Raw genomic sequence first — 18,924 nt, forward strand, 5'->3', positions numbered from 1 at the left:
GCGATGGCGAAGCTCGTGCTCGGCTGCATCGCCGACGACTTCACCGGCGCCACCGACCTGGCCAACAACCTCGTGCGCGCCGGCATGCGCGTGGTGCAGACCATCGGCGTGCCCGAAGGCCCGCTCGATGCCGACGTGGATGCGGTCGTGGTCGCGCTCAAGTCGCGCACCATCGCGCCGGCCGAGGCCATCGCGCAATCGCTCGATGCGTTGCGCTGGCTGCAGGCGCAGGGCGCGCAGCAGATCTACTTCAAGTACTGCTCCACCTTCGACAGCACCTTCACCGGCGAGGTCAGGGGCAACATCGGCCCCGTGACCGAGGCGCTGATGGACGCGCTGGGCTGCGACTTCACCATCGCCACGCCCGCCTTCCCCGACAACAAGCGCACCGTCTTCAAGGGCTACCTGTTCGCGGGCGACGTGCTGCTCAACGAGAGCGGCATGCAGAACCATCCGCTCACGCCGATGACCGACCCGAACCTCGTGCGCGTGCTGCAGGCGCAGTGCACGCGCAAGGTGGGCCTGATCGACCACGCGGTGGTCGCACGCGGCGCGGACGCCATCGACGCACGCATCGCGCAGCTGAAGGCCGAGGGCGTGTCGATCGCCATCGTCGATGCGGTCTCGAACGACGACCTGCTGCGCATGGGCCCGGCCCTCGCGAAGCTGCCGCTGCTCACGGCGGGCTCGGGCGTGGCCATCGGCCTGCCGGCCAACTTCGGCCTCGCACCGTCGTCGCAGGCCAGCGCGTTGCCGAAGGCCGGCGGCAAGACCGCGGTGGTGTCGGGCAGCTGCTCGCTGGCCACCAACCGGCAGGTGCTCGACTTCATCCAGCGCGGCGGCGCGGCGATGGCCATCGACCCGCTGCGCATCGCGGCGGGCGTGGACGTGACGGCCGAAGTGCTGGCCTGGGCCGCACCGCTGATCGACCAGGGCCCCGTGCTCGTCTACTCGACCGCCGAAGCCGGCGCCGTGAAGTCGGTGCAGGGGCGGCTCGGCGTGGAAGAAGCCGGCGCCATGGTCGAGCGCACCATCGCCGCCATTGCGCGCGGCCTGGTCGAGCGCGGTGTGCACCAGCTGGTGGTGGCCGGCGGCGAAACCTCGGGTGCCTGCGTGCAGGCGCTGGGCATCGCGCAGATGCAGATCGGCCCGCAGATCGATCCCGGCGTGCCGTGGTGCCATGCGCGCTGCGACGCCGCGCCCGAAGCCGGGCTGCACATCACGCTGAAGTCGGGCAACTTCGGCAGCGACGATTTCTTCACCAAAGCTTTTACAGTGCTCGCATGACCGAGAACGAAGCCCGCGACGAAATCTGCCGCGTCGGCCGCAGCCTGTTCGAGCGCGGCTACGTGCATGCCACGGCCGGCAACATCAGCGTGCGGCTGGACGACGGCTTTCTCATCACGCCGACCGACGCCTGCCTGGGCTTTCTCGACCCCGCGCGGCTCGCACGGCTCGATGCGCAGGGCGTGCAGACCGGCGGCGACCGCGCCAGCAAGACCATCGCGCTGCACACGCGCATCTACGCCGCCGCGCGCGGCTTCGATGCGGGCACGGCCTGCGTGATCCACACGCACAGCACGCACTGCGTCGCCCTGACCCTGGGCAACCCGCAGGCCGAACTGCTGCCCGCGCTCACGCCCTACTTCGTGATGAAGGTCGGCCATGTGCCGGTCATCCCGTACCACCGCCCCGGCGCACCCGAGGCGGCCGAGCAGGTGGCGCAAACCATCGCGCGCTACGGCGCGGCCGGCACGCCGATCCGCGCGGCGATGCTCGCGCGCCTGGGCCCCAATGTCTGGCACGAGACGCCGGCCGCGGCCATGGCCGTGCTCGAAGAGCTCGAAGAAACCGCCCGCCTGCAGGTGCTCACGCAGGCCACCCGGCCCGCACCGCTCACCCCCGACCAGATCGATGAACTGCGCCGCACTTTCGGTGCGCGCTGGTAGTACAAACACCCCATGCCCCAATTCGCCGCCAACCTCTCGATGCTCTATCCGGAGCTCGCTTTTCTCGACCGCTTCGACGCCGCCGCGAAAGACGGCTTCCAGGCCGTCGAATACCTCTTTCCCTACGACTTCAGCAAGGAAGAGATCGTCGCGCGCCTGAAGCACAACGGCCTGCAGCAGGTGTTGTTCAACGGCCCGCCCGGCGACTGGGCCGGCGGCGAACGCGGCCTGGCCTGCCTGCCGGGGCGCGAGGGCGAGTTTCGCGAAGGCATTGCCAAGGCCATCGACTACGCCGTGGCACTCGACTGCCCGCGCATCCACGTCATGGCCGGCCTGGTGCCCGAAGGCCTCGCGCGCGAGGCGGCAGAGGCCGTCTATGTCGAGAACCTGCGCTGGGCCGCGGCCGAGGCCGCGAAGGCCGGGCGTGACGTGCTGATCGAGCCGATCAACACGCGCGACATTCCGCGCTTCTTTCTCAACCGGCAGGACCACGCACACCAGATCGTCGAGACCGTGGGCGCCACCAACCTCAAGGTGCAGATGGACCTGTACCACTGCCAGATCGTCGAAGGCGACGTGGCGATGAAGCTGCGCCAGTACCTGCCGACCGGCCGTGTCGGCCACCTGCAGATCGCGGGCGTGCCCGAGCGCCACGAGCCCGATGTGGGCGAGCAGAACTACGACTACCTCTTCGGCGTGATCGACGAGGTGTCGGCGCAGTGTGGCTGGCAGGGCTGGGTCGGTTGCGAGTACCGCCCGCGCCGCGGCATGGAACCCGGCGGCACCTCGGCCGGCCTGGGCTGGCTGCGCGACTGGCGCCAGCGCGCATGACGACGACGCGGCTCGAAGCGCTGCGCATTCCGGCGCCGCTGCGGGGCTTCGCAGCGGCGGGCGATGCGCAGGTCTTCGACGTCACGATCGACGGCGACAAGGTCGCGGCCATCGAACCCAGCGCCTCGCAGACGCAGGCGCGCGGCACGCTGCTGAGCGCGCTCGTCGAGGCGCACGCGCACATCGACAAGAACTTCACCGTGCAGGACGTCGGCGCCGCGCAGGGCGACCTGTTCACCGCCATCGAACGCATGGGCCGCCACCGCGCGAGCTGGACCGGCGCCTCGCTGCGCCTGCGCATGGAGCGCGCGCTGCACGAGGCCTGGCGCACCGGCACGCGCGCGCTGCGCACGCACCTCGACTGGGTCGAGCCCGAGCCGCCGGCCGCGCTGGCCGTGTTCGAGGCGCTGCGCGAAGAGTGGGCCGGCCGCATCGAGCTGCAGTTCGTCGCGCTCGTGCCGCTCGACGTGTTCGCCGACCTTGCCGCCGGCGAGCGCATCGCGCGCGACGTGAAGCGCGCGGGCGGTTCGCTGGGCGCGTTCATCTACCGCAACGACGGCCTCTTCGCCAAGCTGGGCCGCGTGTTCGACCTCGCGCAGCAGCACGGGCTGGGGCTGGACTTCCACGTCGACGAAGGCCTGGACACCGACGCCAGCGGCCTGCGCAGCATCGCGCAGCTGGTGCGCGCGCGCGACTTCAAGGGCCGCGTGGTCTGCGGCCACGCCTGCTCGCTCTCGGTGCAGGACGACGCGGTGGCGGCCGAAACGCTCACGCTGTGCGCCGGCGCCGGGCTGCACCTGGTCGCGCTGCCGACCACCAACCTCTACCTGCAGGGCGCGTGGGACCGCACGCCCGTGGCGCGCGGCATCACGCGCATCCGCGAGGCCGCGGCGCACGGCCTGCGCGCCAGCCTGGCCACCGACAACGTGCAGGACGCCTTCTATCCTTACGGCAGCTACGACCTGCTCGAGACCTTCGGCCTGGGCGTGCAGATGGCGCACCTGGCGCCCGCCGCCGACTGGCTCGACACCATCACCGTGAACCCCGCGAAAGCGCTGGGCCTCGCATGGGACGGCCGCATCGCGCCGGGCTGCCCGGCCGACCTGGTGGTGCTGGCCGCCACCGACGAACACGAACTCATCGGCCCGCGCGGCCGCCTGCGCAGCGTCTACCGCGCGGGTCAACTTCTGGAGCCGACAACACCATGAGCATGGGCAAGCCGATGGCCAACTATGCCGCCGCCAAGCGCGTCGGCGATTTCGTCTTCATGAGCGGCGTGGTCGCCGTCGACCCGGCCACGCGCCGCGCGGTGGCCGGCTACGACGCCATCCCGGAAGAAGCCCGCACCGCGCTGCAGGGCGTGGGCTATGCCACGGGCCAGATGTCGGTCGACATCTTCGAGGCGCCCATCGTGGCGCAGAGCTGGTTCGTGCTGGAGCGCATCCGCCAGATCGCCGCCGAGCACGGCGGCACCATGGAAGACGTGGTGAAGCTGGTGCAGTACTTCCGCCACCTGCCGCACTACGCCTTCTACAACCGCGTGCGCGGCCTGTTCTATCCGGGCGAGCCGCCGGTGAGCACGGTGGTCGAGGTGTCGCGCTTCCTGCCGGGCGACGAGGTGCTCGTCGAGGTGGAAGCCACCATGTACCTGCCGCAGCGCGCGGCTACTTGACGCCCGCGCCTTTCAAAAGAAACTCCGTCACCTGCTCGATCAGGTAGCGGCGGTCCTTGTCCTCGCCCTGCTGCGCCGTGTTGCGGTAGTAGGCGGCCTGCGTGGCGTGGTCGGCGTAGAACTGCGTCACGGCCCAGATGTGGAACAGCACCAGCATCGGGTCGGCGGTGTCCATCAGGCCCTGGTTCATCCAGTTCTGGATCACGGCGGCGGCCTGGTCGGTGCGCTGCTTGCTGGTGTCCATCATGCTGTTGATGACGGGCGCGCCGCGCATCATCTCGGCGGTGAAGATGCGCGAACGCAGCGGATGCTCGAACGAGAACATCATCTTGCGCTGAATGAGGTCGCCCAGCACCTTGCGCGGGCCGAAGGCTTCGTCGCTGAAGCCGAACACCACGATCCAGTCGGTCAGGATGTCCTGCAATACCTGGCGGTACAGCGCCTCCTTGCTCTCGATGTAGTAGTGCAGCTGCGCCTTCGACAGGCCCGCCTTGTCGGCGATGGCCTGCGTCGAGGCGCCGGCCAGGCCCTCGCTGGCGAACACCTCGATGGCGGCCTGGTTGATGAGGCCCAGCACCTGCGTGTACTTGCGCGAACGCCCGCGCGTGGCGGGGGCTTCGCTGTCGGTGTCCGTCACGCTCACAGCTGCAGCACCAGGTCGGGGCCCTTGGCGCGCGAGCAGCACAGCGCCACCTTGGTGCGCCGCTCGGTGCCCGTGAGGCAGAAGTCGCGGTGCTCGGCGCCTTCGCCGTCGCCCTCGACCACGCAGGTGCCGCACAGGCCCTGCTGGCACGACACGGGAATGTCGATACCCACTTCGTGCAGCGCATCGACCGCGGTCTGGTCGGCCGCCACCGGCACCTCGATGCCGCGCCGCGCCAGCTTCAGCGTGAAGGGCAGGCCCGTGGTGGTGGCGGCGGCCGTGCCGGTGGGCGCGGCGAAGTATTCGGTGTGCAGCGCGTCCTCGGGCCAGTGCGCGGCGGCCTCGCGCACCGCCTGCATGAAGCCGCCGGGGCCGCACACGTACAGGTGCGTGTCGGGCGTGCGCTCGGCCAGCAGGGCGCGCAGGTCGATGCGTTGCGTCGCATCGCCCTGGTCCAGGTGCAGCTTCAGGTGCGGCGCCAGCGCGGGCGCGTGCAGCGCCTCGGCGAAGGCCAGGTGCTCCTCGCTGCGCGCAAACACGCACAGCGTGAAGTCGGCACCGCGCGCGGCCAGCGCCTGCGCCATGGCCAGCAGCGGCGTCATGCCGATGCCGCCGGCCAGCAGCAGGTGGCGGCGGGCTTCGGCGCGCAGCGGGAAGGTGTTGCGCGGTGCGCTGATCGCGATCAGGTCGCCCTCGCGCACGCGCTCGTGCATCGAGGCCGAGCCGCCGCGGCTCGCGTGCTCGCGCTTCACGCCGATCACGTAGCCGCCGCTGCCCGAGGGCGCACGCGCCAGCGAGTACTGGCGCGAGAAGCCGCCGGGCATGTGCACGTCGATGTGCGCGCCGGCCTCGTAGCCGGGCAGTGCGCGGCCCCACGGGTGCGTCAGCTCGAAGGCCAGGATTTCCGGCGTCTGGCGCGAGATGCGTTCGACACGGACGGTCAGCGTGCGTTCGAGGCTCATGGTGTGTGTCTCCCTGCTTGTCTACTGGATGTTGTGCAGCGTGCGCGCCACGCGCGCGATGAAATGGGTGCGGTCGCGGTCGGTGACGGCGTTCATGTCGTGCAGCTGCAGCCACGTCACCTTGCAGCGCCACGCGAACAGCGCCCGCAGCGCGCGCGTGAACAGCCGCCGCCCCGGATCGCCGATGGCCATCACGAACCAGCGCGGCGAGCCGCCGGTGGTCACCACCGTCAGCCGGCGGATGTGCCGCATGCCCGACTTCGCGAGCTGCCCCTTGCGCTCCGCGGGCAGGAAGGCCACGCCCGGCAGCCACACGCGCTCGAGCCAGCCCTTGAGCATGGACGGTGGTCCATGGAACCAGGTGGGGTAGACGAACACGAGGTGCTCGGCCCACAGCAGCGCTTCGACGTGGGGTTTCACGCGTTCGCGGATCAGTTCGGGGTTGTCGAGGTAGGCGATGCGCTCTTCGCGTGTCAGCGTCGGGTCGAAGCCCTCGGCGTACAGGTCGATGGCCTTGACGGGGTGTCGCGGCGTGAGGGCCTCGAGGGCGGTGCGGTACAGCGCGTGGTTGAAGCTGTCAGGGTTCGGATGGCAATGGACGACGAGCGTTTTCATGGTTCGGGCCGGTTCGCCTGTTCGGCGAGACGGGGTCAGAGCCCAGGGATAAAAGGCCGCGCGTGCCTTATGGCAACCCAGGCGCCGGCATCTGACCCCGGCGCAAGCCCCGCGCGACCCACGGGAAAAAACGAAGCGAATTACTTGCCGGTGAGCTTCTTGCGGATGTCGACACCGACGCCCTTGTTGACGAACTGCGTGGTCGCGACCTTCGACAGGTCGATCTCGCCCGGCTTGTACAGGCCGGCCTTGACCATCTTGTCGTAGAAGTCCTTCACGCGGGCTTCGTCCATGGCGCCGATGCCCTTGGTGAGCGAGTCGCCGCTGTCGATGATGCCCATCTTCTTGATGAGGTCGATGGAGCCCTGCAGCGCGGCCGGCGTGGCGTCGGGGTTGGTCTTGGCGATGAGCTCGTTGGCGGCCTTGTTGTCGCCGTAGAGGTAGTTGTTCCAGCCGACGATCGAGGCCTCGATGAACTTGCGCACCGTCTCGGGCTTGGTCTTGATGAGGTCGGCGCGGGTCTCGATGGTGGTGGCGTAGGTCGAGAAGCCGTGGTCGGCCAGCAGGTGCACCACCGGGTCGAAGCCGGCCTGCGCCTTGATCGACAGCGGCTCCGAGATGGCGTAGCCCTGTTGAATGGATTTCTTGTCGGCCAGGAACGGGCCCACGTTGAAGGTGTAGGGCTTGAGCTGCGCGTCCTTGAAGCCGTGCTCCGACTTCATCCATTGCCAGAAGCTGAACTGGCCGTCCTTGCCGATGAAGGCCACGGGCGCCTTGGTCATGTCCTTGAAGGTGTCGTAGCCCTGGCCCGGGTGGGCGAACATGGCCTGCGGGTCTTTCTGGAAGATGGCGGCGACCACCACGGTGGGCACGCCGTTCTTCACGTTGTCGAAGGACTGCAGCAGGTTGCCGGTCATGAGGAAGTCGACCTTGCCGGCCGGCAGCATGGGCCGGTTGTTGACCATCGGGCCGCCCTGCATGATTTCCACGTCCAGGCCGTACTTCTTGTAGGTGCCGTCCACCAGCGCCTGGTAGAAGCCGCCGTGGCCGGCCTGCGCCTTCCAGTTGGTGGCGAACACCACTTTGTCCTGGGCCTGTGCGGCGAGGGCGGCGCCTGCGAGGGCCAGGCCGAAGGCCAGCGGCCGAAGAGAGAAAGCGGGGATGCGCATGGGGACGGACTCCTGTGGAGGTTGGGGTGGGGACGGAATGCGAAGGCTCGGTATTTTCAGCGCTCGACGGCCATGTCGGGCGTCCAGCCGCGCGTCTTGCCGGGGTTCATCAGGCCCATCGGGTCGCTGCGCTTCTTGAACTCGATCTGCTGCGTGTCGATGGTCTTCATGCCGCCGTCCTCGATGGTGAAGACGTGCGGGTTGAAGATCTGCGCGCCGCCCTGCGACTCGATCTCGCGCATCACCTCGTACTGGTGGGCCTCGCCCTTCCAGCGCACGAGCAGGATGCCGAAGGTGCCGCACTCGCCGTTGGCGCGCGCGAAGTCCTGGTGCTGCAGCACGTCGTCGCCGAAGATCTGCATGTGGCGCTCGACCACGGCCGGGTCGAAGGGCTGGGCGTAGGCCACCTGCAGGTAGGTCCAGCTGCGGTCGGCCTTCAGCGCCTGCAGCGTCGTGTGGTTGAAGGCGCACTCGTAGGCCGGTGGCAGGCCTTCGGCCTGCAATTCGGCCTCGGTGCCGGCCACCGACAGGGTGCCGCCGTGCGCCGCCGCGAGCGCGCGGAACTCGGCCATGGAGTCGGGCGAGACCATGGTGAACACCGCGTGCCGGTCGGGCGGAAAGCGATCGCCCATGGCCGTGTAGTAGGGCGAGAAGCGCGCCTCCACGGTCGACAGCAGGAAGATGTCCAGCGAGGGCGCCTGCGCGGCAATGCCGAAGTCGAGCGCGCCGCGGTAGGTGTCGAACAGCGCCGTGCAGTGCACCCAGTCGACCGCCGGGCTCAGCGCCACTTCCACGTCGAGGATCACGCCGTTGGTGCCGTAGGCGTGGTGCACCTGCTGGATCTCGTCGCCCACCAGCTCGATGACGCGCGGCTCGCGCTCCACCGTCATCACGCGCGCGCGCAGCAGGTTGCCGGGGTCGCGCAGGATGCCGTGGCGAAACGAGCCGATGCCGCCGAAGCCGCCCGCGATGAAGCCACCGATGCTGGCCACGTGCCAGGTCGAGGGCCACATGCGCAGCGCCTGCCCGGTCTCGCGCGCGGCCAGGTCGATGTCGTGCATGCGCGCACCGGCCTCGACGCGGATGCGGCCGTCGGCCAGGTCGAGCACGCGGCACATCTGCGTCACGTCGAGCACGAGCCCGCCTTCAAGCGGCACGCACTGGCCGTAGTTGCCGGTGCCGCCGGCGCGCACGGTGAGCGGCAGCTTCCACTTGGCGGCCACGGCCGCGGCCTGGCGCACGTCGTCCTCGGTGCTGACCTTGACCACGAGGTCGGCCACGCAGCCCGCGAGCTGCGCCGTGAGGATGGGGCTGTACCAGTAGAAGTCCTTCGACAGCTGCTTGCGCTGGCTGGGCGTGGCGATCACGTTCAGGCCGCGCAGGTCCTCGCGCACGGCATCCCAGTCGACGGTGGACAGCGGGGTTCTAGCGTTCACGGCGCATTTCGCTTTCATGCCAGTGGCCGAGCACGAGGCGCGACAGGGCGGCGAACACGATGAAGATCACGATGCCCAGCAGCGACACCAGCAGCAGCGCCGCGAACATCATCGGGATCTCGGTGCGGAAGCTCGATTCGAGGATGCGCGAGGCCAGCCCCGTTTCCTTGCCCGCCGTACCGGCCGTGAACTCGGCCACCACCGCGCCGATCAGGCTCAGGCCGCCGGCGATCTTCAGGCCCGCCATGAAGTACGGCAGCGCGCTGGGCGCCAGCAGATAGCGGAAGGTCTGCCAGGGCGAGGCCTTGTACAGCTGGAACAGGTCGCGCAGGTTGCTGTCGGCGCTCTTCAGGCCGATGACGGTGTTCGACAGGATGGGGAAGAAGGCCACGATCCATGCGCACAGCAGCAGCGCCGCGGTGGTGCTCGACACGTAGATCAGGATCAGCGGCGCGATCGCGATGATCGGCGTCACCTGCAGGATCACGGCGATCGGGAACAGGCCGATCTCCACCCACTTGAACAGCGCGAAGGCAATCGCCAGCAGCACGCCGCCGACGATGGCGGCGCCCAGCGCCAGCAGCGTGAGCTTCACCGTGAACCACAGCGCGCCCGAGAGCGAGCCCCAGTTGTCGAACAGCGTGCGCAGGATCAGCGAGGGCGCCGGCAGGATGTAGTGCGGGATGTCGTTGGCACGCACCATCCATTCCCACACCAGCAGCAGCGCCGCGACGATGACGACCGGCACGACGATGCGCAGCGTGGCCTCGCGCCGGCGCAGCTTGTCTTCGTGCGCGCGCAGCGTCTCGGCGGACGGCGTGGCTTCGTTGGTGGTGTCGAGGGGCATCACGGTTTCAATGGTCGATGTCGAGGCCATGGAGCGCTCCGTGCAGAGATTGCGAAACAGCCGTGCAGTGCGCGTTGTAGCGGCTGGAGGTGCGGAAGGCTTCACCGCGCGGGTAGGGCTCGTCGATGGCGATCTCGTCGATCACGCGGCCCGGGCGCGCCGCCATCACGACGATGCGGTTCGACAGGTAGACCGATTCGTACACGCTGTGCGTGACGAACACGATCGAGAAGCGGTGCTCGCGCCAGATGGCCAGGAGGTCGTTGTTGAGCTTGATGCGCGTCATTTCGTCGAGCGCGGCAAAGGGCTCGTCCATGAGCAGCAGGCGCGGGTGCGTGACCAGCGCGCGCGCGATCGACACGCGCATCTTCATGCCGCCCGAGAGCTCGCGCGGGTACACGTCGGCAAAGCGCGAGAGGCCGACCAGTTCCAGCACGTGCTGCACCACCGGCGCGGCTTCGTCGCGGCTCATGCCCGCGAGCTTGAGTGGCAGCCAGACGTTGTCGAACACCTTGGTCCAGGGCATGAGCGTGGGCTCCTGGAACACGAAGCCCAGGTCGCGGTCGCTCTTGCTGTCCTTGGCGCTGCCGGTGTTGGCGCCCGACCATTGCATGTCGCCCGAGCTGATGCGCGTGAGCCCGGCGATCAGCCGCAGCGCGGTGCTCTTGCCGCAGCCCGAGGGGCCCAGGAAGCTGACGAAGTCGTGCTCGCCGATGTCGAGCGTCATGCCCTGCAGGGCGAGCGTGCCGTTGGCAAAACGCTTGCCGACGTTGCGCAGGCGGACCAGGGGCGGCGTGGATGGCGTGGTGCTTTCCATGGGACTCCTTGGCGTCAGCGCCAGGCCGGAACGTTGGCCAGGCGCGAGAGCGGGAAGCGGTCGATCTCGTGCAGCAGCTCGACGAAGCGTTGGCCCACGTGGTCGAGCACCGCGGCGCCCTTCTCGGCGCTGGCGCGGGTGGCGTCGCCGGCGGCGCCGGCCGGGTTGATGTCGTGCATCTGCCAGCCGAGCTTGCCGCTGGGCGTGATCGACAGGAACTTGTTCTCGGCGGCCAGCTGTTCGGTCATGGAGCCGAAGTTCTGGAACTGATCCTTGCGCACGTAATCGGGCGTGAGGTGCAGCATCACCGAGCTCTCGAGGTCGCCGGCGTGGATGCCGTGCTTGCCTTCGTGCGCGGTGAACAGGCCCTCGGGCAGGCCCAGGGTGTACCAGTTGGCGGCCACGACCATCATGTCGTGCTCTTCGCGCAGGTCGCGCGCCACGATGTCCATGACGCTCATCTGGCCGCCGTGGCTGTTGTAGAGCACCAGCTTGCGCACGCCGGCCTTGGCCACGCAGGCGCCGACGTCCTTCCACAGCGAGATCAGGGTGTTGGCCGACACCGTGAGCGTGCCCGGGTAGCGCGAGTGCTCGTTGCTCTTGCCGTAGGGCACGGTGGGCAGGAACAGCACCGGCAGGTCGTCGGGCAGGTAGGGCAGGCTGGCGCGCACCATGCCGTCGATGGTGGCGGTGTCGGTCGACATCGGCAAATGGGGGCCGTGCTGTTCGGTCGCCCCCACCGGCAGCACGGCGATCAGCCGTTCGCGGTCGAGGCGGGAGAACTCTTCACTGGTCAGGTCGGACCAGAAGCGGCTGCGCAAGGGGGGGTGATTCATCGGGGTGTACCTCGTGGCGGGCGGACGGGATGATGGGCTAAATTATCCATACGGTCAAAAAAGACTGGCTATCCGTGGATACCCGTTGATCTTTATCAAGCAAACCGCATGCCATCAAATTTGCACGGACGGTCAAAAGTCGAGCCGTCCGGGCGCCCGGCGCCCCGGGGTCACCAGCGCATGCGCAGCCCCAGCTGGCCCTGTACGCCGGTCTGCTCGGTGATGCCGATGGCGCTGGTGTAGGCCAGGCCGCCGTAGACCGACAGCGTCTTGTTCACCTGCCCGACGATGCCGCCGCCCACTTCGAGTGCGCTCGCGTTGCGGCGGTTGGCGACCCGGTCGCTCGGCCCGAAGTAGAGGGCGTTGCTGCCGCTGAAGGTGTGCCACAGGTTGAGCTTCAGGTAGGGCTTCCAGACACCGCCACCCGCCTCGAAGCGGCCTTCGAGCCGTGCGCCCAGCCGGCCGGTGATGGCGTTGTCGCGCTGGAAGCGCACGGTCGAGAGGCCGTCGTCGAAGTCGTCGAGCGAGTTGCGCTGCCAGATCAGCTGCACCTGCGGCTGCAGCGTGACGGTGTCGCTCAGCGCCAGCGGGTAGCCGGCCTCGAGCGATGCGGTCACATTGGTGCCATGCGGGCGGCCGCCGCGCCCCAGGGTGGAGCGTGCGTCGGCCTTGTAGCGCGTGGCCAGCAGCACGGCGTCGCTGTACCAGCCGCTGCTCGCGATGCGGGTCCAGTAGGCGCCCAGGCTGTAGCCCTCGACGGTGAGCCGGCCGGCCGCCTCGTTGGTGGCGCCGCCGGCGACGCCGCTCGCGTGGCCGCTGGCCCGCGTGTAGCCGCCCAGCACGCCGACGCGGTGGCGCCCGCCCGCGCCGTCGGTGGCCGCCAGGAAGTCGTGGCCCAGCTGCAGGCCGCTCACGCTGCCGTCGAATTGCGGATTGGCATCGCCGCGCAGGCGCTGCCGCGTGCTTTCGCCGAACACACGGCCCCACGAGGCCTGCCGGCCTTCACCGTCCGCAAGCAACTGCGGGTCGCCCTGCCGGTCGTGGAAGGTGCCCAGCTGCGCCAGCCCGAGGCGGCGCACGGCGATCGGCAGGGCGCTGTACAGCGGCACCTCGGGCCGGTAGAGCTTGACCTGCTCCACCGTCGCCGGCGAGCCCGACTCGGCGATCACCTCGGCGGCTTCTTCCAGCGAGCCCACCACGGTGCCGCCCACGAGGTAGCCGTTGTTGCGCAGGTACCAGTTGTCGCGGTTATTGCCCGTCGCGCCGCCGCGGAACAGCCGGTAGTTGTAGGCGCCGGCCTCCACCGCATGGGTCAGCGAGAACGCGTGGTCGGCCGTGGTGCCGCCGTTGACGGACTGCACCACCAGGATGCCGTCGGCCAGCGTGGGCGCGCCCAGGCCGCCGCGGTTCACCACGCGCAGGCCGGTGGACCCCGTGGCCGCGCCGCCGTCGATCACCAGCTTGTCCGAGGGTGCGTTGTCGCCCGCCAGCACGGTGTTGACCTGCAGCAGCGCGCCGCTGCCGCCCACGTAGTTGCCGCGCACCGTGAAGGCGCCGAAACCGACGCCGTCGTTCGGGCCGGGCAGCAGCGTGCCTTGGTTGGTGACGTTGCCCGCGAAGGTGCCGGTGCCAGCCACGGTGGTGCCGGGCAACACCGCGATGACCGGGCTGGTCAGCGTGGCGGGCAGGGTGAAGCGGCCGGACTCGACGCGGATCGAATCCGAGAAGCTCGCGTCGGTCTGCCACGACCACGCGGTGCCGCGCATCGTCAGGTGCTGGAAGTTGCGGAAGGCGTTGTCGACCGTGCCGCTGCCTTCGAGAAAGGTGCTGGCCGTCTTGCCGACGCCGCCGTCGGCGCCACCCTTGATGACCGAGCCGGTCTGCAATATCAGCGTGCCGTTGCCGAGCGCGCCCATGTAGATCGCGTCGGTGCTGGCGGTGCCGCCGTGGCCTTCGATGGTGCCGGCGTTGACCAGCACGTCGTTGCCGTTCTGGCCGCGGTAGCCGTAGCCGTTGGCGCTCGAGAACGAGGCGCCGGCCCGGTTCTCCACGCGCGAGAAGAAGGTGCCGCCGAGCGTGTTCGCATGCACCGCGTCGGCGCCGCCCGCCGGCGAGTTGGCGCCCGTGGTGGCGATGCTGCCGGTGTTCACCAGCAGGTTGGCCACGAGGTTGCCGCCCTGCAGGTACACGCCCTTGGCCGAGCTGCCGATGGCCGAGATGCTGCCGTTGTTGATCACCGTGTTGCCCGGGCCCAGCAAAGAGATACCGTGCGAGCTGCCGCCCGTGGTGACGATGCTGCCGTTGTTGGTGATGAGGGTGCGCGTGCTGCTGTTCGACGTCACCAGGATGCCGGAGGTGCCGCTGCTCGTGGTGCGCAGGCTGCCGTTGTTGGTCAGCGTGTTGTCGTTGCCCGTGGCGACCATCGCCGCGCGCGCCGAGCCCGAGCCGCCCGACACCGTGATGGTGCCGTTGTTGGTGATGGTGCTCGCATCGCGCACCAGCAGCGCCTGCGTGGCGTTGGTGGTCAGCGTGGCGCCGCTGTTCACGGTGATGGTGACGCCGGTGCTGCCCGGCGTGGCGATCACGCTGGGCGATACGGTCGTGGTGCCGTCGCAGACCACCGTGTCGCCGGTGACCGGCGTGGCGGTGGGGCCGCAGGCCGCGTGCGCGGCGCCGCCTGCGAGCCCTGCAAGGGCGGCCGCGAGCCAGGGAAGGGGGGATGCCGGATGACGGCGGGGAAAAGAAAACCGAGAAAGGTGGGAAAACCGGGGGCCTCGCTCCATGCGCATGTCGTTTGCTCCTTCTTGTTTTTCATGAGGCCGTGGGGGCCTGGAGCGGCGGATTATTCAGTGCAATTGCCCTTCTGGAAACCGACGAACTTCCGTACTCACCGGGTCGGTCCCGATGGCGCGCCGACTTGAATGCGGCCCTTGTTGAGCCTATAACTCAAGCATGGTCTCTTGCTCGTCGCAAGACGGAAAGGAGGCGCCGTGAAAAGACGCATCTATTGGCTGTTGCCGGACCTGGCGAGTGCCAGGCAGGCGATGCACGATCTGCTGCAGGCGCGTGTCGACATCGCGCACCTGCATTTCGCCGCACGCGAAGGCCAGGACATGGCCGGGCTCCATGCGGCCAACGTCTGGCAGACCTCCGACCTCGTTCACGCCGCCAAGACCGGCTGGGTGCTCGGCACCGCCTGCGGCGTGGTCGTCGGGCTGCTGGCCGCGCTGCTGTTCCCCGTGTTCGGCGACGAGCCCGAATGGGCCGTGGCCGTGGGCCTGGCGCTGCTGGGCGGCGTGGTGGGCGCATGGTCGGCCACCATGGTCGGCGTGTCGATCCCGAGCCCGCGGCTGGCGCGCTTCGAGAGCGCCATCGCGCAGGGCCAGGTCCTGTTGATGGTCGACCTGCCGCCCGCGCGCGTGCGCGAGGTCGAGGCGATGCTGGAGGCCACGCACCCCGAGGCCCGCTTCGAGGGCGAAGAGCCGCGGATCCCGGCGATCCGCTGAAGCCGCCGCGCATGCGACTCCCGGAACCCACGATGGCCACCCCAGGGAGCGCAGCACATGACCATCGCCGTCGTCCTGTTGCTCATCGTGGTGGCCTCGGTGGCGTTCCACGCCGTCAACCCGTGGTGGACGACGCCGCTGGCCTCCAACTGGCAGCGCATGGACGACACGCTGACCATCACGCTGCTCATCACGGGCCTGTTCTTCGTCGTCATCAACCTGTTCCTCGCCTACACCGTGGTGCGCTTTCGCCACCGCGAGGGGCGCCGCGTGGCGCCGCATGCGCCCGAGAGCCGCACGCTGGAGCGCTGGCTCATCGGCGGCACCACCGTCGGCATCATGGCGCTGTTGGCGCCCGGCCTCGTGGTGTACGCGAACTACGTGCGCACGCCGCATGACGCGCTCGTGCTCGAGGTGCTGGGCCAGCAGTGGCAGTGGCGCTTTCGCCTGCCGGGCGCGGACGGCAAGTTGGGCGCGACCGACGCGCGCTTCGTCAGCGCCGCCAACCCCTTCGGGCTCGACCCGGCCGACGCGGCGGGGCGGGACGACCTGCTGGTTCCCGGCGACGAGGTGCACCTGCCGATCGGCCAGCCGGTGCTGGTGCTGATGCGCTCGCACGACGTGCTGCACGACTTCTTCGTGCCGCCCATCCGCGCCCGCATGAACATCGTGCCGGGGCAGGTGAGCCGCTTCTGGTTCACGCCCACCGTCGCGGGCCGCTACGAGGCGCTGTGCGCGCAGCTGTGCGGCGTGGGGCATCCGAACATGCGAGGCTTCGTGGTGGTGGAGGACGCGGCGGCCTACGACGCTTGGCGCACGGCGCTGCCGACCTTCGGCGCGATGCAGCTGGCACAGGCGGCCAAGGCGGCACAGGCTGCCCAGGCACCGGTCGGCGGTGGCGGCCGCGTCGACCAGGGCCGCGCGCTGGCCGACGCCAAGGGCTGCGTGGCCTGCCACACCATCGACGGCAGCACACGCGTGGGGCCGACCTGGAAGGGCCTGTACGGCAAGAACGAGTCGATGGCCGACGGCAGCACCGCGCTGGTCGACGAGGCTTATCTGCGCAGCTTCATCCGCGACCCGCAGGCCCGCCACGTGAAGGGCTTCCCGCCGGTGATGCCGAAGATCGACCTGAGCGACGAGGAACTGGCCGCGCTGGTGGCCTACATCCAGAGTCTGGGCAGCCCGCCGGCGCAGGCTGCCACCGAACAGAAGGCCGCGCGATGACCGACGCTGCTGTGCTCACCCATGCCGATGACCATGACGACGACGCCGGCCACGCGGCGCCGCAGGGCTTCCTGCGCCGCTACGTCTGGAGCCAGGACCACAAGGTGATCGCCGTGCAGTACGCCTGCACCGCCATCGCGGTGGGCGTGGTCGGGCTGGTGCTGTCCAACCTCATGCGGCTGCAGCTGGGGTTTCCGGGCCAGTTCGAGTTCATCAACGCCGAGCGCTACTACCAGTTCGTGACCATGCACGGGATGATCATGGTGATCTACCTGCTCACGGCGCTGTTCCTGGGCGGCTTCGGCAACTACCTGATCCCGCTCATGGTGGGGGCGCGCGACATGGTGTTCCCCTACCTCAACATGCTGAGCTTCTGGGTCTACCTGCTGTCGGTGGTGGTGCTGATGGCCAGCTTCTTCGTCGCGGGCGGCCCCACGGGCGCGGGCTGGACGCTGTACCCGCCGCAGTCGATCCTGCCCGGCACGCCGGGCCATGGCGGCGGCATCGTGCTGATGCTGGTGTCGCTGCTGATCTTCATCGTGGCCACCACCATGGGCGGCCTGAACTACGCGACCACCGTGCTGCAGGCGCGCTGCCGGGGCATGACGCTGCTGCGCATGCCGCTCACGGTGTGGGGCATCTTCGTGGCCACGGTGCTGGCGCTGCTGGGTTTTCCGGCGCTGTTCGTCAGCGGCGTGATGCTGCTGCTGGACCGCACGGTGGGCACCAGCTTCTTCATGCCGGCGCTGGTGTCGATGGGGCAGCTGTCGGGCCACAAGGGCGGCAGCCCGCTGCTGTTCCAGCACCTGTTCTGGTTCTTCGGCCACCCCGAGGTCTACATCGTGGCGCTGCCGGCCTTCGGCATCGTGTCGGACCTCATCAGCGTGCACGCGCGCAAGCGCATCTTCGGCTACCGCACGATGGTGTGGGCCATCGTGGCCATCGGCGGGCTCAGCGTGGTGGTGTGGGCGCACCACATGTTCGTGAGCGGCATGAACCCGTACTTCGGCTTCTTCTTTGCCACCACCACGCTGGTCATCGCGGTGCCCACCGCGATCAAGGTCTACAACTGGCTGCTCACGCTGTGGCGCGGCGACATCCACCTGTCGGTGCCGATGCTGTTCGCGCTGGCCTTCGTGTGCACCTTCGTCATCGGCGGGCTCACGGGCCTCTTCCTGGGCAACGTGAGCGTGGACATTCCGCTGTCGGGCACCTACTTCGTGGTGGCGCACTTCCACATGGTGATGGGCGTGGCGCCGCTGCTGGTGGTGTTCGGCGGCATCTACCACTGGTTCCCCAAGATCACCGGGCGCATGCTGGACGACCGGCTCGGCCGGCTGCATTTCTGGATCACCTTCCTGGGCACCTACGCGATCTATTTCCCGATGCACTACCTGGGCGTGCTGGGCATGCCCAGGCGTTACTACAACTTCGACGGCTACAAGTTCATTCCGCCGTCGGCTTTCAGCCTGAACGAGTTCATCACCGTGGTGGCGCTGGTGGTCGGCGCGGCGCAGCTGCTCTTCATCGTCAACCTGGCCTGGAGCGCGTGGCGCGGCCGGCCGGCCGGCGCCAACCCGTGGCGCGCCGCTTCGCTCGAATGGCAGACACCCGAGACGCCGCCCGGCCACGGCAACTGGGGGCCGCGGCTGCCCGTGGCCTACCGCTGGGCCTACGCCTACGGCGTGCCGGGCGCGGCGGAAGACTTCATCGCGCAGAACGCACCGCCGCAGGCGAGCGACGACAAGGACGACGTGCCGGTGAGCGGCGCGCGCGGAGCCCCGGCATGAACGCGGATGCCGCCCTGCGCCTGCGCGGCCTGCCCCGCGACGTGCGGCTGCGCGACGCGCACGCGAGCGCCGCGGGCATCGGCCTGTGGGTCTTCATGGGCGTGATCACCGCGCTGTTCTCCCTGTTCACCGTGGCCTACGTGATGCGCATGAGCAGCGGCGACGCGGTCGCGCTCGCGCTGCCGTGGCAGCTGTGGCTCAGCTCGGCGCTGCTGGTGGCGGGCAGCGTGGCGCTGGAAGCCGCCTCGCGCCGCGTGGACCCGGCGCGCATGCGCCGCCTGCTGCTGGCCGGCGGCCTGTGCGCGGTGGGTTTCCTCGGCGTGCAGCTGTGGGCCTGGGGCGCGATGGCGCAGGCGCAGGTGCTGCCGGCCGGCAACCCGTCGGGCAGCTTCTTCTACCTGCTGACCGCCATGCACGGGCTGCACCTGGCGGGCGGCCTGGTCGGGTGGGCGATGGCGGCGCGCGTCGCGTGGGCCGACCCCGCCCGGGCCGGATGGCGCATCGCGCTGTGCGCGCGCTACTGGCACTTCATGCTGGCCGTGTGGCTGGCGCTGTTCGCGCTGCTGGGGTGGGTGACGCCGGAGGTGGCGCGCGTCCTCTGCGGCACGGCGTGAGGAGGCTTCG

At 69.4% G+C, this 18,924-nt stretch carries 18 protein-coding genes; 9 read left to right on the forward strand and 9 right to left on the reverse strand.

Annotated features, from left to right (window positions below; all coding sequences use genetic code 11):
* The first annotated feature begins 3 nt into the window (after positions 1 to 3).
* The 5 genes from otnK to AC1RL8_RS24115 are packed head-to-tail and all read left to right on the forward strand — an operon-like array spanning position 4 to position 4,452.
* Positions 4 to 1,287: a 3-oxo-tetronate kinase gene (otnK, locus tag AC1RL8_RS24095; RefSeq protein ID WP_492687039.1), complete on the forward strand. Its 1,284-nt coding sequence runs from the start codon at positions 4 to 6 to the stop codon at positions 1,285 to 1,287.
* Positions 1,284 to 1,949, forward strand: a complete 666-nt coding sequence (locus AC1RL8_RS24100; protein ID WP_492687038.1) for a class II aldolase/adducin family protein — start codon at positions 1,284 to 1,286, stop codon at positions 1,947 to 1,949. Before otnK ends, AC1RL8_RS24100 begins: the two co-directional genes overlap by 4 nt.
* Before the next feature lie 12 nt (positions 1,950 to 1,961).
* Complete coding sequence (gene otnI, locus AC1RL8_RS24105) at positions 1,962 to 2,780, forward strand: 2-oxo-tetronate isomerase (protein WP_492687037.1); 819 nt, start codon at positions 1,962 to 1,964, stop codon at positions 2,778 to 2,780.
* Positions 2,777 to 3,988 (forward strand): amidohydrolase family protein, encoded by a 1,212-nt coding sequence (locus tag AC1RL8_RS24110; RefSeq protein WP_492687036.1) that lies wholly within the window; start codon positions 2,777 to 2,779, stop codon positions 3,986 to 3,988. The genes otnI and AC1RL8_RS24110 overlap by 4 nt, the downstream gene beginning before the upstream one ends.
* Positions 3,985 to 4,452 (forward strand): RidA family protein, encoded by a 468-nt coding sequence (locus tag AC1RL8_RS24115; protein WP_062479653.1) that lies wholly within the window; start codon positions 3,985 to 3,987, stop codon positions 4,450 to 4,452. Before AC1RL8_RS24110 ends, AC1RL8_RS24115 begins: the two co-directional genes overlap by 4 nt.
* On the opposite strand, the gene AC1RL8_RS24120 is transcribed toward AC1RL8_RS24115, so the two are convergent.
* From AC1RL8_RS24120 to AC1RL8_RS24160, 9 genes are all read right to left on the reverse strand, one after another.
* A complete protein-coding gene (locus AC1RL8_RS24120) occupies positions 4,445 to 5,095 on the reverse strand; it encodes a TetR family transcriptional regulator C-terminal domain-containing protein (RefSeq protein ID WP_489060683.1) in 651 nt (216 codons plus the stop codon). The genes AC1RL8_RS24115 and AC1RL8_RS24120 overlap by 8 nt on opposite strands.
* Complete coding sequence (locus tag AC1RL8_RS24125; RefSeq protein ID WP_492687035.1) at positions 5,092 to 6,057, reverse strand: PDR/VanB family oxidoreductase; 966 nt, start codon at positions 6,055 to 6,057, stop codon at positions 5,092 to 5,094. Before AC1RL8_RS24125 ends, AC1RL8_RS24120 begins: the two co-directional genes overlap by 4 nt.
* 21 nt (positions 6,058 to 6,078) lie before the next feature.
* On the reverse strand, positions 6,079 to 6,672 hold the full coding sequence (locus tag AC1RL8_RS24130) for an NAD(P)H-dependent oxidoreductase (RefSeq protein WP_062479647.1): 594 nt from the start codon (positions 6,670 to 6,672) through the stop codon (positions 6,079 to 6,081).
* 140 nt (positions 6,673 to 6,812) lie between these two features.
* Positions 6,813 to 7,841 carry an ABC transporter substrate-binding protein gene (locus AC1RL8_RS24135; RefSeq protein ID WP_492687034.1) on the reverse strand — a complete coding sequence of 343 codons (1,029 nt, stop codon included), beginning with the start codon at positions 7,839 to 7,841 and terminating at the stop codon, positions 6,813 to 6,815.
* A gap of 56 nt (positions 7,842 to 7,897) precedes the next feature.
* Complete coding sequence (locus AC1RL8_RS24140) at positions 7,898 to 9,295, reverse strand: FAD-binding oxidoreductase (protein WP_095950476.1); 1,398 nt, start codon at positions 9,293 to 9,295, stop codon at positions 7,898 to 7,900.
* A complete protein-coding gene (locus AC1RL8_RS24145; RefSeq protein WP_174250296.1) occupies positions 9,267 to 10,154 on the reverse strand; it encodes an ABC transporter permease in 888 nt (295 codons plus the stop codon). Before AC1RL8_RS24145 ends, AC1RL8_RS24140 begins: the two co-directional genes overlap by 29 nt.
* Positions 10,132 to 10,941: an ABC transporter ATP-binding protein gene (locus AC1RL8_RS24150; RefSeq protein ID WP_062479639.1), complete on the reverse strand. Its 810-nt coding sequence runs from the start codon at positions 10,939 to 10,941 to the stop codon at positions 10,132 to 10,134. The genes AC1RL8_RS24145 and AC1RL8_RS24150 overlap by 23 nt, the downstream gene beginning before the upstream one ends.
* A 14-nt stretch (positions 10,942 to 10,955) precedes the next feature.
* The gene (locus AC1RL8_RS24155) at positions 10,956 to 11,777 is read right to left on the reverse strand and encodes a creatininase family protein (protein WP_062479637.1); all 822 of its coding nucleotides are present in this window, start codon (positions 11,775 to 11,777) and stop codon (positions 10,956 to 10,958) included.
* Positions 11,778 to 11,947: 170 nt separating this feature from the next.
* Positions 11,948 to 14,566 carry an autotransporter family protein gene (locus AC1RL8_RS24160; protein WP_492687033.1) on the reverse strand — a complete coding sequence of 873 codons (2,619 nt, stop codon included), beginning with the start codon at positions 14,564 to 14,566 and terminating at the stop codon, positions 11,948 to 11,950.
* A gap of 201 nt (positions 14,567 to 14,767) precedes the next feature.
* Between AC1RL8_RS24160 and AC1RL8_RS24165 the strand changes: the two genes are divergently transcribed.
* From AC1RL8_RS24165 to AC1RL8_RS24180, 4 genes are read left to right on the forward strand one after another with little or no spacing between them, the layout of a single operon-like run.
* Complete coding sequence (locus tag AC1RL8_RS24165; RefSeq protein ID WP_095950478.1) at positions 14,768 to 15,283, forward strand: DUF1269 domain-containing protein; 516 nt, start codon at positions 14,768 to 14,770, stop codon at positions 15,281 to 15,283.
* 57 nt (positions 15,284 to 15,340) lie between these two features.
* Positions 15,341 to 16,510 carry a c-type cytochrome gene (locus AC1RL8_RS24170; RefSeq protein WP_492687032.1) on the forward strand — a complete coding sequence of 390 codons (1,170 nt, stop codon included), beginning with the start codon at positions 15,341 to 15,343 and terminating at the stop codon, positions 16,508 to 16,510.
* Entirely contained in the window at positions 16,507 to 18,300 is a 1,794-nt protein-coding gene (gene ctaD / locus AC1RL8_RS24175) for a cytochrome c oxidase subunit I (RefSeq protein ID WP_492687031.1), read from the forward strand. Before AC1RL8_RS24170 ends, ctaD begins: the two co-directional genes overlap by 4 nt.
* A complete protein-coding gene (locus AC1RL8_RS24180; RefSeq protein ID WP_492687030.1) occupies positions 18,297 to 18,914 on the forward strand; it encodes a cytochrome c oxidase subunit 3 family protein in 618 nt (205 codons plus the stop codon). The genes ctaD and AC1RL8_RS24180 overlap by 4 nt, the downstream gene beginning before the upstream one ends.
* Positions 18,915 to 18,924 lie beyond the last annotated feature (10 nt).

The organism is Variovorax sp. GW822-FHT04E09 (assembly GCF_058800845.1).

Bases quoted from the DNA above. Each gene is read 5' to 3' on its own strand.
- otnK (WP_492687039.1), top strand. From the start codon at position 4: ATGGCGAAGCTCGTGCTCGGCTGCATCGCCGACGACTTCACCGGCGCC.
- AC1RL8_RS24100 (WP_492687038.1), top strand. From the start codon at position 1,284: ATGACCGAGAACGAAGCCCGCGACGAAATCTGCCGCGTCGGCCGCAGC.
- otnI (WP_492687037.1), top strand. From the start codon at position 1,962: ATGCCCCAATTCGCCGCCAACCTCTCGATGCTCTATCCGGAGCTCGCT.
- AC1RL8_RS24110 (WP_492687036.1), top strand. From the start codon at position 2,777: ATGACGACGACGCGGCTCGAAGCGCTGCGCATTCCGGCGCCGCTGCGG.
- AC1RL8_RS24115 (WP_062479653.1), top strand. From the start codon at position 3,985: ATGAGCATGGGCAAGCCGATGGCCAACTATGCCGCCGCCAAGCGCGTC.
- AC1RL8_RS24125 (WP_492687035.1), bottom strand. From the start codon at position 6,057: ATGAGCCTCGAACGCACGCTGACCGTCCGTGTCGAACGCATCTCGCGC.
- AC1RL8_RS24130 (WP_062479647.1), bottom strand. From the start codon at position 6,672: ATGAAAACGCTCGTCGTCCATTGCCATCCGAACCCTGACAGCTTCAAC.
- AC1RL8_RS24135 (WP_492687034.1), bottom strand. From the start codon at position 7,841: ATGCGCATCCCCGCTTTCTCTCTTCGGCCGCTGGCCTTCGGCCTGGCC.
- AC1RL8_RS24140 (WP_095950476.1), bottom strand. From the start codon at position 9,295: ATGAAAGCGAAATGCGCCGTGAACGCTAGAACCCCGCTGTCCACCGTC.
- AC1RL8_RS24145 (WP_174250296.1), bottom strand. From the start codon at position 10,154: ATGGCCTCGACATCGACCATTGAAACCGTGATGCCCCTCGACACCACC.
- AC1RL8_RS24150 (WP_062479639.1), bottom strand. From the start codon at position 10,941: ATGGAAAGCACCACGCCATCCACGCCGCCCCTGGTCCGCCTGCGCAAC.
- AC1RL8_RS24155 (WP_062479637.1), bottom strand. From the start codon at position 11,777: ATGAATCACCCCCCCTTGCGCAGCCGCTTCTGGTCCGACCTGACCAGT.
- AC1RL8_RS24160 (WP_492687033.1), bottom strand. From the start codon at position 14,566: ATGCGCATGGAGCGAGGCCCCCGGTTTTCCCACCTTTCTCGGTTTTCT.
- AC1RL8_RS24170 (WP_492687032.1), top strand. From the start codon at position 15,341: ATGACCATCGCCGTCGTCCTGTTGCTCATCGTGGTGGCCTCGGTGGCG.
- ctaD (WP_492687031.1), top strand. From the start codon at position 16,507: ATGACCGACGCTGCTGTGCTCACCCATGCCGATGACCATGACGACGAC.
- AC1RL8_RS24180 (WP_492687030.1), top strand. From the start codon at position 18,297: ATGAACGCGGATGCCGCCCTGCGCCTGCGCGGCCTGCCCCGCGACGTG.